Origin of the sequence: Streptomyces sp. LMG1-1-1.1 (assembly GCF_040815545.1) — a bacterium.
In the GTDB taxonomy this organism is placed as follows: Bacteria; Actinomycetota; Actinomycetes; order Streptomycetales; family Streptomycetaceae; genus Streptomyces.
Window position 1 is genome coordinate 106404 of sequence record NZ_JBFPNH010000016.1, and the last position, 13070, is coordinate 119473.

Annotated in this window: 9 protein-coding genes and 1 tRNA gene; 2 read left to right on the forward strand and 8 right to left on the reverse strand. The window is 69.4% G+C overall.

Going from position 1 to position 13070, the window contains the following annotated elements; translation table 11 throughout:
• Window positions 1–206: 206 nt before the first annotated feature.
• Window positions 207–701 (forward strand): hypothetical protein, encoded by a 495-nt coding sequence (locus MRBLMG1_RS07790; protein ID WP_367822081.1) that lies wholly within the window; start codon window positions 207–209, stop codon window positions 699–701.
• Window positions 702–765: 64 nt separating this feature from the next.
• Window positions 766–843, forward strand: a tRNA-Arg gene (locus MRBLMG1_RS07795).
• A 361-nt stretch (window positions 844–1204) separates the two neighbouring features.
• Here the strand turns inward: MRBLMG1_RS07795 and MRBLMG1_RS07800 are convergent.
• From MRBLMG1_RS07800 to MRBLMG1_RS07835, 8 genes are all read right to left on the reverse strand, one after another.
• Window positions 1205–1591 carry an ankyrin repeat domain-containing protein gene (locus MRBLMG1_RS07800; RefSeq protein ID WP_367822083.1) on the reverse strand — a complete coding sequence of 129 codons (387 nt, stop codon included), beginning with the start codon at window positions 1589–1591 and terminating at the stop codon, window positions 1205–1207.
• Window positions 1592–2354: 763 nt separating this feature from the next.
• A complete protein-coding gene (locus MRBLMG1_RS07805) occupies window positions 2355–7070 on the reverse strand; it encodes a trypsin-like peptidase domain-containing protein (RefSeq protein ID WP_367822085.1) in 4716 nt (1571 codons plus the stop codon).
• A 3-nt stretch (window positions 7071–7073) separates the two neighbouring features.
• Window positions 7074–7457 (reverse strand): CU044_2847 family protein, encoded by a 384-nt coding sequence (locus MRBLMG1_RS07810; protein ID WP_367822087.1) that lies wholly within the window; start codon window positions 7455–7457, stop codon window positions 7074–7076.
• A gap of 79 nt (window positions 7458–7536) precedes the next feature.
• A complete protein-coding gene (gene phnE, locus MRBLMG1_RS07815) occupies window positions 7537–9318 on the reverse strand; it encodes a phosphonate ABC transporter, permease protein PhnE (protein WP_367822089.1) in 1782 nt (593 codons plus the stop codon).
• Complete coding sequence (gene phnC / locus MRBLMG1_RS07820; protein ID WP_367822091.1) at window positions 9315–10112, reverse strand: phosphonate ABC transporter ATP-binding protein; 798 nt, start codon at window positions 10110–10112, stop codon at window positions 9315–9317. Before phnC ends, phnE begins: the two co-directional genes overlap by 4 nt.
• 37 nt (window positions 10113–10149) lie before the next feature.
• Complete coding sequence (locus MRBLMG1_RS07825) at window positions 10150–11118, reverse strand: phosphate/phosphite/phosphonate ABC transporter substrate-binding protein (RefSeq protein ID WP_367822093.1); 969 nt, start codon at window positions 11116–11118, stop codon at window positions 10150–10152.
• Window positions 11119–11284: 166 nt separating this feature from the next.
• Window positions 11285–12202 (reverse strand): ArsR/SmtB family transcription factor, encoded by a 918-nt coding sequence (locus MRBLMG1_RS07830; protein ID WP_367822095.1) that lies wholly within the window; start codon window positions 12200–12202, stop codon window positions 11285–11287.
• 49 nt (window positions 12203–12251) lie between these two features.
• The gene (locus MRBLMG1_RS07835) at window positions 12252–13070 is read right to left on the reverse strand and encodes a hypothetical protein (protein ID WP_367822097.1); all 819 of its coding nucleotides are present in this window, start codon (window positions 13068–13070) and stop codon (window positions 12252–12254) included.

Genomic DNA, 13070 nt, shown 5'->3' on the forward strand with positions numbered 1-13070 from the left:
CGCAAAGACTGGGACCGAACTACTAGCGAGCTACTACTAGCCCCCAGACTAGTAGATCGTTGCCTCATCGACGCAGGTCAACATCTGGCAAGGGCTGCCAGCCCCGCAAAGTAGTGACCCTCTTCGAGCTGAAGCACCCAACCGACCTTCCAAGCTGCAGTGCCGAACAGTCTTGGCTTCCGCCGTGCTGGGAAACGATGAGCTGCATGACGAGTGATGTCGACAGGAAAGCAGCCGAGCACTTAGCCAATCAGGCTCACAAGGTGGGGCGGGCAGTTGGGCAGCAGCGCTGGCGTGACGTGCTGCGGCGGCTGAGCCGCGGGCGGTTCGGACGGCAGCGTGGGTGGGCGAGAGTGCCGAAGCTGGACACGCCATGGCAGGACACCTCCTCGGGGGAACGGCAAGGTTGGCGCGAGCGTGCCGCCAATCTCGATGGCGAGTTCGCCTTCAGCGTCGACTACCAGGTCTGCCCGGACTGTCAGCTTGGATGGGTGGAGCAGCCGTACACGCTGCCGGAGTATCAGCGGTGCGGGCTGGCCTCCGCCGGCCTCGCAGCGCTGCGGATCGAACATCCAGGTCTGTCATGGCACACCTTGGGCGGGCACCTGCGTGATTCCAAGAGGTTCTGGGAAGCCGTGGGCGCCGATGTGCCTGGTGCTTACCAACAGCGAAGCCCGTGTGCCCACATCACTACTGGATGAGGCCCCACGGCGCCCTGAATGCGGCCTATCTGTGGACCTGCCAGGCTCGACCGCTTACTTGTAGGCCCCTGACCTGCACAGACGCCTCCGAAGCACGCGGCCTCCGGAGCCGTGTGCGCAGGTTCGAATCCTGCCGGGGGCACTTCGCAGGAAGTGCCACACAGACCCCGTGATCAGCGGAAACGCTGAACGCGGGGTCTTGTTGTATGTGCAGGCGTGTGCCGGGCTGAGCGGCCGTATGTCAGAGCCGGTGGACGAGGTGCGTGGACGGGATCTTGGGGCATCGCCGCAGGGGGGTCCGCAAGGAGACAAGGACGGCCGCTCCTCCGAAGGGCACGGCTCATGCTTTGCTCCATGCCTGACCATGGCGAGCCACGTTGTACACCTGCTCGACCTGCTCGACCTGCTCAGCCGTCCACCCTGAGAGCTGCGCCAGAGCGGCTACTTGGCGCTCCACCTCATCAAGGCAGGCTGGGGCTGGCCTCGTCCAAAGTTCTACCTAGCTAGCGTGCATCTGCCGGTCGACGGCGGGCTATGTGCGCTTCCAGCAGTCTCGCGGCCAGTTCGTGGTGCAGCTCAACTGCGAGATGCATCGGCGTCAGGCCGTCGCCCCTGGCGGGTAGCTCGGGGTGAGCGCCGTAAGCGAGTAGGACAGCAGTGCATGCGGCCTGCAACGGTGTGCCCGTCTGGACGGCGACGTCGGCCTCGCTGTCGATGGCGTGGAGAAGCGGAGTCCAACCGTTGTGGGTGTCGAACTCGTTCGGGTTGTGGCCGGCGTCCAGAAGTCGGGTCAGCTCTTGCAGATCGTCGCTCTCCACGGCCTGGTGGACCGGGGACATCCTGTACTCCATCGCGCGCTGGAGCGCGGCAAGCCCGTGGAACTCGTTCATGCCCGGATCCAATCAGGGGTGATCGTGGCCCGAAGTAGAGGGGGCGTGCAGGTGGCTCGCGCCACGACGGTTTTCGAGATCAGGCAGGTGGTGCGCGGTCGGCGCTGGCAGGTCGCCTCTTGGCCATCGACGAAGCCCGGCCGTCGGTTGGGTCCCGGACGGGTCTCCGGGCCGCCCCCAGACAGGCCGGGGATGCAACCATTCCTTTCAGAGCTGGAACCCCCGGAAGCCGACCGCGCGCTTGAGACCTTAGAGGCCGGCGCTGACAACGGCCGCGGCGCGATTGGCTGTTGCACGCTGCGTGGCTAACTGTGGCGCGCAGCACCACCTGCGGACAGTAACCGGCTTGGCACTGTGGTCTGTTTGCGGACGGGCTCATAGATGACAGTCCCGTCTAGCCCCTTGACCTGCCGTAACGTGTCGGACGCATGGGTCCTCCGGTGTCGGGTGCGCAGGTTCGAGTCCACTTCCACCGCACTCCGCATGCTCCCGTCGGCTGTGCGTGGCGAGGACGACCTCTGTATGCCGAGAAGCGATACCTCCGGTGATCGCCTGCCGAGGTCGACGCGCTATAGCCCCCAGGGCCGCAGATTCCCCGCAGCACGCTGAGGTCCCGGAGGAGACTGGGGTCGGGCCAGGAGGAGGGGTGGGAGCTCCAGCGTGCAGTGACGAAGCGAGCGGTCCGGGTGGGGGTGTCGTGGCGGCTTCCTATGGCGCCGCGCGCGTTGGAGCCCGGGGCGATCTGCCGGCCGAAGGCGTGGGGTTAAGGGGTGAGGTCGGGTGGGAGTAGGGCGGTGATGTGGTGGTGTTCGGCGGGGGTTGGGGCGGGGGTACGGGCTAGGCGGAGGAGGCCGAGGTGGGCTTCCGCGGGTTCGTGGGCGGTGAGGAGGTGTTCGGCTGCTGTGATGCGGGTGGTGACGGGGGAATGGGGGGAGTTCAGGAGGGTGGTCAGCGTCTTCTTTGCGCGGCTTCGTAGGGCGGGCCATTTGATGAGTTGGCCGGCTGCTGTGGCGTGGTGGGCGGGGGCGGCTTGTTGGTCGGTGAGGACGCGGTCGTAGGCGGCGACGGCTTCGTGGCCGATGTCGAGCTCTTCCCAGGCTGCGGCGGCGGCGAGGTGTGCTTCGGGGTCGGTGGTGTGGGGGCTGGAGATGTCGTGGAGGATGCGGCGGCCTTCTTCGCCGAGGTCGGTGCCCAGGAGGGCCGCGGCGCTGGCGCGTGTGCGGACGTCGATGGTGGGGATGGCCACCAAGGTACGGAGCAAGGGGATGCGGTTGTAGGCGCCGCTGCCCGGGAGGTGGTGGCAGATGGCTGTGCGGACTTGAGCCGGTGTGGCGTCGGCGGCGGCAAGGTGGTGCCAGCGGCGTAGGCAGGTGGCGACGGAGAGTTTTGACGCGGCGACCCTGTCCGCGAGGGGCGCCTCGGGATCCTTCACCCAGGCCAGGAGGAGGTCGTCGGCGCGGGCGCGGAAGCGACTGCCGCACATCACGTGGGACAGCGGCCCGAGTTCCCTCAACGCGTCCGGGTGGCGCATTGACAGGAGTTCGAGCCACGTCTCGACGGCAGCCTGGGGATCCACCCCCGCGAGGGCGCCCAGGGGAGAGCCGACTGTGTCCGAGTCCCGTCCCAGGGACAGGTACTCCCAAGTTTCCGCGCCGATGCCGGAGGAGCCGAATCCGTCGGCGGTGGTGTGCAGGCTGAGGCGATTCAGGGGCTCGGGGGCGAGGCTCCTCATCAGCTCTTTCCACCGGGTGTATCGGATCAGCCCGAAGGAACGCACCACGGCGCGGGCCCTGATGCGGGGTTCGGCGGCCGAGTCGTTGGCGATGCGGTCGAGGGTCCGTCGGATACGGGGGACCTTCGCGGCGCGATGCCGTAGGTGAGCGGACTCGATGTGCAGGTATTGGTCAGGGGGCATCGCCGTGTCACCGAAGAGGATGTCGAGTCGCTCTCGGAGTATCGCGTCGGGGATGAGTGCGTCGGCGAGATCGAGTACCTCCCACAGGTGCGTGGCCGTCAGCCCCGGCTCGTCCATCAGCCGGTGCAGGGATTCGGAGGCCGCGTGGATGTCGACCTCTGCGAGGGTGGTGAGGGCGCTGATGCGGCGCGCTGTCCCCGAGAACGGATCCAGAGAGGTCCGGCGCAGCAGTTCCGCGGCGGTACTCCGGTGCCCCGAGTTGAGGAGACGTACCGCCGCGTCGAGGCGTACGTCTCCGGGCAGGGCCGCGTCAGCCGCCGTGTCGATCAGCCGGCGTACGGATCCAGTTGATTCCGCCTCGTTCAGGGCGTCGACCGCGCTGAGTCGTTCGGCCGCGCCGATGTCGCCGTCCTTGCTCAGCTGGGACAGCACGTCGCGCACACGCGGTGCCTCTCCCAGGTCGCGAAGAGAGGCGACGCACGTGACGCGTTCCGTGGCTGCCTGGCGAGGATCACCGAGGACTTCCAGTAACAGTTGCTTCGCCCGGTCGCTCTCACCCAGTTCACGGAATACGGCGGCCAAGTGGAGGGACGCCGAATCATGCCAGTCGGACTCCTCTAGGAGATTCCGCGCACAGTCAGCGGCGGCGGCATGGTCACCGAGCTGCAGGAGGTTCCCGACTGCCGCGATACGCGTCCGGAGGGCCAGTCGCCTGTTTCGGGCGGCGCCCTCCACGAGAGCCCGGTCGCGACACCCCGCAACCGCCGCGTCGACCGCGCTCTCGGACGCCTCCGGGGAGCACAGAATCTCGGACCACAGGGTTTGCCAGATCGCCTCCAACTCGCCGTCGCTCCCCCTGGTCATGGCGAGGCCCGCCATGTACCGGATGTGCACGGGCACAGCTGGGTCCTGATAAAAGCTGTCCAGCAGTTCTGGCCGCTCCGCGTGGAGCAGGCTGCTCGTGAGATAGCGGCACTTGTCGGCTGAGGAGTGGGCCAGTGCCTGGTTCGTCGCGATTGCCTCGGCCAAAGCGGTCCGGGCAGAGGGATCCCAACGGGAGTTGAGGAGCACCAAGTCGAGTTCGATGTTGTGTTCCACTGCGTCGATGGAGCCCAGGAACTCGGCGAGCAGTTCCGTGCCGGCCTCCCGATCCACCCTGTACAGGGAATCCGCGGCATCGAAGCGCGCCTGCGGCAGCTGGTCGGGGTCCCGGGCGATCCGGGTGAGTTCGCGACAGGCGGACTGACGCTCACCAACGTCGACGAGCATCCGCGCCGCCGCGATGCGTGCGGACGCCGGCAGGTCTGAATCCCGCGCGAAGGCCGCGGTCAGCTCCGCGGCTCCCTCGCCTCGCCGCACGCAGTATTTCAGCGCGCTGAGACGCGGGCCGTGCGGGACCTCCGGATCACGGACGATCGATGTCAGTTCACGTGGGCCGAGGATCGCGTACAACCGGTCGAGCACCGAGTCGACCTTGAGGTCGCCTACGGCGACGGATCGGCCGTCCAGCTTGATCACGGCTCGGGTGAAACGGGCCGTGAGGCCCTCGTCGATCACCAGGCCGTCGCTCAGGATCGTGGCGCACAGAAGCAGATCCCGCCAGCCACCCGCCTCGACGACGGTCCGGACGAACCCGTCGAGTGACATGCCCTTCTCGTGCCAGCGTGCAGCCAGGAAGAGAACCACGTTGGGCCTCTCGGACGCGATCGCCTCGCGGACGACCTCCAACGCTTCCGGGTCTTTCGGGTTCCGGCGATCGGCAATCGCGCCTGCGGCCAGGTACTCCTGGATGGTGTGGTGAGGGAAGGCCAGCTCGCCGCCACGCTGTGTGACCAAACCCGTGAAGGTGAGGGTGCGGAAGATGAGGTCCCTGGAGGCATCCATCGCCGGGAACGTCGCGGCGAGGCCTTCCCATGCTTGGTCGACCAGTGGGCGTGAATCCCCGCCCTGCCTCATTTCGGCTACGTGACCCAGAACTTCGTGCACGGCCTCCAGGAACTCCGGCGTGACGCCGTCGATCCTCGGGTCGCCACGCCTCAGTCGCTGAGCCCCCTTGTTCCGCAGGATGTGTAGGAACTGCCGGTAGAGATCGGCCGGGTTGCGCGGCAGGTCCGATGTCGCGGCGACGACGCAGATCATGGTCAGGTACAGCGGGTTGCGGGCCGCTTCGCCGAGGCGACCCTGACGGAGGCCCACTACCAGCTCGCCAGCCCGTCGTGCCGGGCCGGGCGCCTTCAGAACGGTGAACCACGCCTCGGCGACGGCTCTCATCGAGGTCTCGTTGAAGGGCAACAACGCGTAACGCCTCAGCCCGTCCAGCCGGTTCATCTCCGCCATGACCAACGATCGACTAGCCACCACGAAGCGGAGGCACGGTTCCCGTGCCCAGCGCTGGATCAGCTGGATGACCCTGCCCCGGTCCTCGGGATCCAGCACCTCGTCGAGACCGTCGACGCAGACGAGCCAGTCCACATCCGGCATCGGCGCTGCCTCGAAGTAGTTCGGCGGGAGTGATCGCCTCAGCCCGGGCAGGTCCCGTGCCACGGCTGCCGACAAGGCCTCGCCGAACGGCAGCCCGAGCAGCTGCTCGGCCGTCACACGCACCGGCAGATACGGCGGGGCGTGCACCGGATCGTCGAGCCATGCGGAGGCCGCGGTGAACGTCAGTCGGCGCAGCACGCTCGACTTGCCGGATCCGGCCCCGCCCGTGAACAGCACGTGGCGGTGATTGTCCAGGACACTAGTGGCCGCGGTCGGCTCTTTGCGCCCGGGTTGACGGGTGGTAGAAGTGTCGGCGGCGCCTGAGGCCTCCTGGCGCACGTACACGGTGGACAGCGGGATGTGTCCGACGTCGGCGAGCAACGCGGCGTAGGGATGTTCGTCGGCGGCCTCCCGTGCCGCCTCCAGGTAGTCGCGCAGCGCCGTGCCGGGATAGCGGAAACCCCCGGCCCGTAGTTGATCGTCCGTGAGCCTGTGCAGCCAGGGGGTCGGAGGCTCCGGAACGGGGCAGCGCGCCAGGATCTCGGCGACGGGGACCATGTGCGCGCTACCGGCCAAGTTCGAACGGGCGAGCATTCCGCACACGGCGCCTGTGCGCTCGTTCACCACCGGGCTGCCGCTGAAGCCTTCGCCGACGGGGGTACCGAACGCGCGAGGCATGGGCATGGAGCCGTCGAAGGTCAGCCGGGAGTCACCCTGGTATTCGAGCGCCGCCCACTGGCCTGCCCTGTAGTCGCCCTTCGGGTGGCCGTAGGCCCACATGCGGTCACCGAAGTCGGTTCCCGGCGAGGGCAGGACGAACGGCGCCGAGCAGAGCTCCGCTTCGAAACGGAGGAACGCGATGTCCAGGCCGTTAGCGGCCCGATACCGGTCCTCGTCCGACACAGTGAGCGCGAATTCGGTACCCTCTCCGGTCCGTCCGCGCACCTCGTAGGCCCCGTCCACCACGTGCGCGCACGTCACGACGACACCCGGGGCGATCAGGAACCCCGTCCCGCCGGCATCCGCTCGCGGCAGGTCCAGCGCGACGGTCGACGCCCTGAGCAGCCCCCTCCACCCCTCCACTCCTTACTCGCCCGGGGCGGCCGGAGCGGTCCACTCCAGAGTCACCTTCCAGGTGGACTTGGAGGACGCCTTTCCCACGACGGCGAGGAGTTGCCCTGTATCGAAGGAGACGTCGCAGCCGAACTCGACGATCGCCTTGGACGCTCCCGTCTCCTGAAGTCGGGTGCCCATGGCGCGGGCGACCGCGGTGAGGCCGTCGAGCACCGGTTCCAGGCGGGGGCGGCGCCAGCCGATCTCCTTCTCCTCGCCCAGCCCCAGGCCCGACCCGGCGGGCTGCCGGCCGCCGGGAGCGACGGACATGAGCACCGTTTGGCCGTCGATGTCGACCGGAACCATCGTCTCGGTCTCCGTGCTCTCGCTGTTTCCGCTGTTGTCGCCCAAGCCCATGCCGCCCTCCGTCTAACGGACTTCAGTCCAGCGGCCCATCGTAGCGAGCGGCGCGTGTCGTGTGCCTCGCTCTGTCAGGTCAGGTGAAGGTGCGGCGGGTCCAGGTGGAGAAGGCTTCGAGGAGGAGGGTGGTGGTGAGGAGGAGGAGGACGGTGGTGGTGACGAGGCCGTATTCGAGGACGCGGGCGGCGTTGAGGAGTTCGAAGCCGATGCCGCCGGCGCCTACGACGCCGAGGAGGGCGGCGGAGCGGATGTTGACGTCGAGTTGGTAGAGGACGTGGCCGAGGAGGGCGGGGAGGACGCGGGGGAAGTCGGCGGCGAAGAAGACCTGGCGGCGGGAGGCGCCGGTGGCGGCGAGGGCGCGGGAGGGGCCGGGGTGCAGTTCTTCGAGGGAGTCGGCGGTGAGTTTGCCGAGGAAGCCGAGGGAGCCGACGGCCAGGGCCAGGGCGCCGGCCACGGGGCCGAGGCCGGTGATGACGACGAGGACGATCGCCAGCACGATCTCCGGAATGCCGCGGATCGCGACCGTGAGCGTGCGGAACGCCGGGGACAGCCGCGGCCAGGGCGAGACGTTCTGAGCGGCGAGTAGGCCGACCGGCAGCGCCAGGACCATGCCGAGCAGCGTTCCCGCCAGGGCCGTCTTCACCGTCACCCACAGTGCGTCCAGCAGGCCCGCCATTCCGCCGGGGGCGGTCGGCGGCAGGTACTGGCCCAGGACCGTGGGGAGTTGGCCCAGGCCGTTGAGGAGTTGGTGCGGTGAGAGGTCCGCTCCCCTGACCGCCGCGATCAGGACGGCCGCCGTGACCGTGCCGTACACCCAGCGTCGGAGGCGGGCCGGGGTCCAGGGCGGGGTGGTCGCCGGTCGGGCGGGGGTGTGATCGGGAGAGTTCGCTGTCTTGGCGATGGCTGCGGCTGCGGCTGTTCCCTCACCTGCGCCCGTGGCCGTGTTCGGGGCTGCGTTGGGGGCCGTGCCCGCGGTCACTCCCCGCGGCGGGCCCGGTTTGCGGCTGTTGCGGGGGTGGGGGGTACGGAGGAGGGCGCGGCGGATGGTGCCGGAGAGGAGCTCCATGAGGAGGCAGAGGAGGAGGACTACGGCGGCGAGGGCCATGCCGCGGCGGTAGTCGAGGCGTTGGAAGGACTGGGCGATCTCGTAGCCGAGGCCGCCGACGCCGACGAAGCCGAGGAGGACGGAGGAGCGGAGGTTGACGTCGAGGCGGTGGAGGGCGGTGGCGATGAAGGAGGGGAGGACCTGGGGGAGGACGGCGGAGGCGAGCTCCTGGGGGAAGGAGGAGCCGGCGGAGCGGAGGGCTCGGCGGGGGGCGTCGTGGGTTTCTTCGAGGGCGTCGGCGTAGAGCTTGCCGACCATGCCGACGGAGTGGAGGCCCATGGCGATGATGCCGGCGGTGGCGCCGAGTCCGAAGATGCGGACGGCGGCGATGGCCATGATGACGTCGGGGACGGCGCGGGCGAGGACGATGAGGGAGCGGGCGGCGCCGGAGAGGTAGCGGTTGGGCGTGAGGTTGCGGGCGGCGAGCAGGCTCACGGGGATGCTGAGGAGCAGGGAGAGCAGGGTCGCGCAGAGGGCCATCGACAGGGTTTCGCCGGAGAGGCGGAGCAGGTCGGCGGCGGGCGGGAAGTCCAGGGGGAGCATGCGGCCGGCGAAGGACACCGCGTTGTGGAAGCCGTCGATCAGGGTGGCGAGGTTGATGCGGAGGTCGACGACGGCCCAGCAGGCCGCGCCGGCGAGGGCGAGCAGGCTGAGGTGGGGCAGGAGCCGCACGCCTCGGTTGGGGCCGAGGCGTGCGGCGTGGGGGGAGGCTGCCTGGCCGGGGAGGCTCCGGGCCTCGGTTCGGGTGCTCATGAGGGCACACCGGCCAGGACGGCGGGCTCGTGGGGGCCCTGGTAGATGCGGGCGATGTCGGTGTCGCGGACGTCGGCGGCGGGGCTGTCGAGGACCACGCGGCCGGTGTTGAGGCCGATGACGCGGTCCGCCCAGGTGAGCGCGGTGTCCACCTGGTGCAGGGTGCAGAGGGTGGTGAGGGAGTCCGTGCGGCCGATGTCCGCGAGGAGTTCCATGACCTGCTGGGACGACAGGGGGTCGAGGGAGCTGACGGGTTCGTCGGCGAGGAGGATGCGGGGCCGCTGCATCAGCGCGCGGGCGATGCCGACGCGCTGCTGCTGCCCTCCGGAGAGGGTGTCGGTGCGCTGGAAGGCCTGGTCCGCGAGGCCTACCCGGTCGAGCTGGGCGAGGGCCTGTTCGCGCAGCTTCCGCGGGTACATGAGCAGCCCGGAGCGCGGGCCGCGGAGCCGGCCGAGGGCCCCGGAGCAGACGTTCTCCAGGACGCTCCTCATGCCGACGAGGCCGAAGTCCTGGAAGATGAAGCCGACTTGGCGGCGCAGGGCGCGCAGTTCGGCTTTGCCGGAGCGGCTCGGGTCGACGCCGAGGACGGTCGCGGCGCCCGAGGTGGGCTTCTGCAGGCCGTTGAGGAGTTGCAGCAGGGTCGACTTGCCGGAGCCGGAGGGGCCGAGGAGGGCGACGAACTGCCCCGCGGGGACGTCGAAGGACACGCCGTCCAGGGCGTGCACGCGTCGGGTGTGCCCTTCGAACGCCTTGCCCACCTCGGTCAGGCGGACCACGGTTTCTTCCTTGTTCATCGGTCCCTGCGCCCCTCCGTCGTCGTTTCCTGTCCGGTCAGTTGGCGACGCACTGGTCTTCGCCGACGCGACGACACACGTCGCGGACGCTCTCGAAGTCCGCGTCGTCCGTGGGCGTGAAGCCCCAGTAGCCGTCGATCTTGCAGGCGTCGCCGGTGCAGTAGCCGTTCTGCTGGAGGTAGTCCGCGTTCGCCTTGGTGCGGAACGCCTGCGTGATCTTCGCCTTGAGGTCCGAGGTGAGGTCGTCGCTCACGGTGAGGGGCGAGCCGGGGATGACGTCGGACTTCCAGACGACCGTGAGGTCGCCGGCCTTCATGTGCTTGCGCTCGACGAGGAGCTTGTCGACCATCGCGTCGTACGCGAAGCCGGCCTCGCACTGGCCGCTCAGCACGGCGAGCGCGGAGGCGTCGTGGCCGCCCGCCATCACCGGCTTGATGTCCTTCTCCGTCACGCCGGCCTTGCTGAGGCCCGCCACCGGGTAGAGGTAGCCGGAGGTGGAGGTGGGGTCGACGAAGCAGACCTTCTTGCCCTTGTAGCCGGCCAGGTCCTTGATGGCCGAGCCGCTCTTGACGATGCCGTACGAGCGGTAGCCGGAGTCGGCGCCCTTCGTCTTGATCTGGGCGGCGATCGGGGTGGCCTTCACGCCGCTGCGGCGGGCCACGACGTAGGAGAGCGGGCCGTGCATGGCGATGTCGATCTTGCCGGCGCGCTGGCCCTCGATGACGGAGGCGTACGTCGTGGCCTTCTCGATCCGGATCTTCTTGCCGGTCTCCTTCTCCAGCATCTTGGCGAGCGGCGCGTACTCGGACTGGACGCTCGACGAGCTCTCGTCGGGGACGGTGGCCAGGACGAGTTCGTCGGGGTTCCGGCCCTTCCCGGAGTTCTCGCCATCGGCCGAGACCGCGCTCGATCCGCAGGCGGCGAGTCCCAGGGTGAGGACGAGGGCCGCCGCGCCCTGGGCGAGGGCGCGGAAGCGGGCGGTGGAGCCGTACGTGATGTCAGGCATGGCGATGCTTTCTCTCCGGGCGTGGACGAACGGACGTGAACGAGCGGGCGTGGACGAGCGGACATGAACGGGCGTGGACGAGCGGACGTGAACGGGTGGGCGTGGACGGGCTGGCGTGGACGGGCGGACGTGAACGAGCCGCAGGGCGACGCAACGTGACTTGACGTCAGATGCCGAGTTCCCTCAGCAGGGTGATGCCGGTCTGGTCGAGCTGGTAGAAGACGCGTCCGCCCAGACGCTGCTTCCAGACGATGCCCGAGTCGTTGAGGACGGCGAGGTGCTGGGACACGGTGCTCTTGGCCATGCCGAGGGACTGGGCCATGGCGGTGGTGGTCCTCGGTTCGTCGAGGGCGCGGACGACCTGGGCCCTGCTCTTGCCGAGGAGGAGGGCGAGGCGGTCCTCGGCGGCCTGGGCGGGTTCGCGGGCGGTGAGGACGTGGAAGTAGCCGGTCGCGCGGGCCTGGTAGGACATGGCGACGACGGCGTCCTCCTGGTGGAAGAGCCGGAGGCCGCCGGCGAAGACCGTGGGGACGAGGAGGAGTTTGGAGCGGGTGACGGTGAGGTCCATGTCGCGGTGGTACGGAGCGGTGAGGACGGGCCGTGACCAGGAGATCCGGCCGCCGAGCTCGGCGAGCATGGGTTCGACGCCCGCGACGGCGAGGGTGCGGCCGCGGAAGAGGATCTCCTCTTCGAGCGAGGAGCGGATGGAGGTCCAGTACGGGGCGACGGCGAGGTCCCAGTACTCCTCGAGGGCGGTGAGGAGCCGGTCGGCGGCGGGGTCGCCGGCGTTCGTCTCGCGTACGTGGGCGAGCTCCGCCGTCAGGGTGTTGCGCGTCGGGTCGGGCAGGGAGACGAAGCCGGGCGGGAAGAGGGTGGGGTCGCCGCGGCGCAGGGGTTCCACCAGGGTGCGTACGAGCTCCTCGGGCAGCCGGGTGCGGACGCGGCGGGCCCAGTCCGTGTACGGGGAGGGGGCGGCGCCCCGGTAGCGGGCGAGGATGCCGAGGCTTCCGATCGTCTCCCAGAGGGGGCTGAAGGAGAGCCGGATGGTGCTGAGGGTGGCGTCGTCGACGTCGAGGCGGATCACGGGGCGACCGCCGTGGGTGCGGTGTGCCGTCCTTCGACGGCCCGTGTCGTCACACCGTCACCCGGATGGCGATGTCCTGACAGAGCGTCAGGACTTCCTTGATCCACGGGCGCGGGTCGGCGGGGTCGTAGCCCTGCATCGTCTCGATCCGCCAGTACTGGTCGAACGGGAACCCGGCGGGTGCGGCGGCGCGGAAGCGGTGGGCGCGCCACTTCGGGAGGTGGCTGCCGTACTCCCCCTCGGCTTCCAGGAGGGCGTCGACCGCGTGTCCGAAGGCGAGGCGTGCGGAGATGGTGGCGCTCTCCAGGTCGCCGGCCTCCAGCTGTCCGAGGGCGTCCTCGACGGCGTCGTCGGTCGCGCCGAGGGAGCGGACGACGACGAAGGAGCGGAACGCGGAGTTCACCAGGCGCTCGCGCGTCTTGCCGATCCAGTCCTCGCCGAGGATCGGGGAGCAGGTCTCCAGGTGGGCGAGGAGCAGTTCCTCGGTGCGGGTGAGGGTCTCGTCGGTGATGCGGCCGTCCTCGCACGCCTCCCAGGAGATCTTCGAGAGGACCTGCCCGATCTGGGACTCCAGCCAGTAGGTGACCTCCCAGCGCCGGTCCTGGCGGTAGAAGACCTCGCTGGTCACGTACGGCGGGTCGAGGGGTACGGGGCTGCCGGGGCGGTCCGCCGAGGTGGCGCATTCGAAGGCGGTGACGACGTAGATGTCGAAGTCGCTGCGGGCGTTGTGCCAGCCGCGGGCGGCGGAGCCGACGACGAACGCGGCGAGGACGCCCGCCGGGACGAGGTCGCGCTCCTGGAGCGGGGTGAGCCAGTCGGCGGCGGGGCCGTTCGTCTCCGGGTTCGTTCTCCCGTACGACATGAGCAT

Bases quoted from the DNA above. Each gene is read 5' to 3' on its own strand.
- MRBLMG1_RS07790 (WP_367822081.1), top strand. From the start codon at position 207: ATGACGAGTGATGTCGACAGGAAAGCAGCCGAGCACTTAGCCAATCAG.
- MRBLMG1_RS07800 (WP_367822083.1), bottom strand. From the start codon at position 1,591: ATGAACGAGTTCCACGGGCTTGCCGCGCTCCAGCGCGCGATGGAGTAC.
- MRBLMG1_RS07810 (WP_367822087.1), bottom strand. From the start codon at position 7,457: ATGGGCTTGGGCGACAACAGCGGAAACAGCGAGAGCACGGAGACCGAG.
- phnE (WP_367822089.1), bottom strand. From the start codon at position 9,318: ATGAGCACCCGAACCGAGGCCCGGAGCCTCCCCGGCCAGGCAGCCTCC.
- phnC (WP_367822091.1), bottom strand. From the start codon at position 10,112: ATGAACAAGGAAGAAACCGTGGTCCGCCTGACCGAGGTGGGCAAGGCG.
- MRBLMG1_RS07825 (WP_367822093.1), bottom strand. From the start codon at position 11,118: ATGCCTGACATCACGTACGGCTCCACCGCCCGCTTCCGCGCCCTCGCC.
- MRBLMG1_RS07835 (WP_367822097.1), bottom strand. From the start codon at position 13,070: ATGCTCATGTCGTACGGGAGAACGAACCCGGAGACGAACGGCCCCGCC.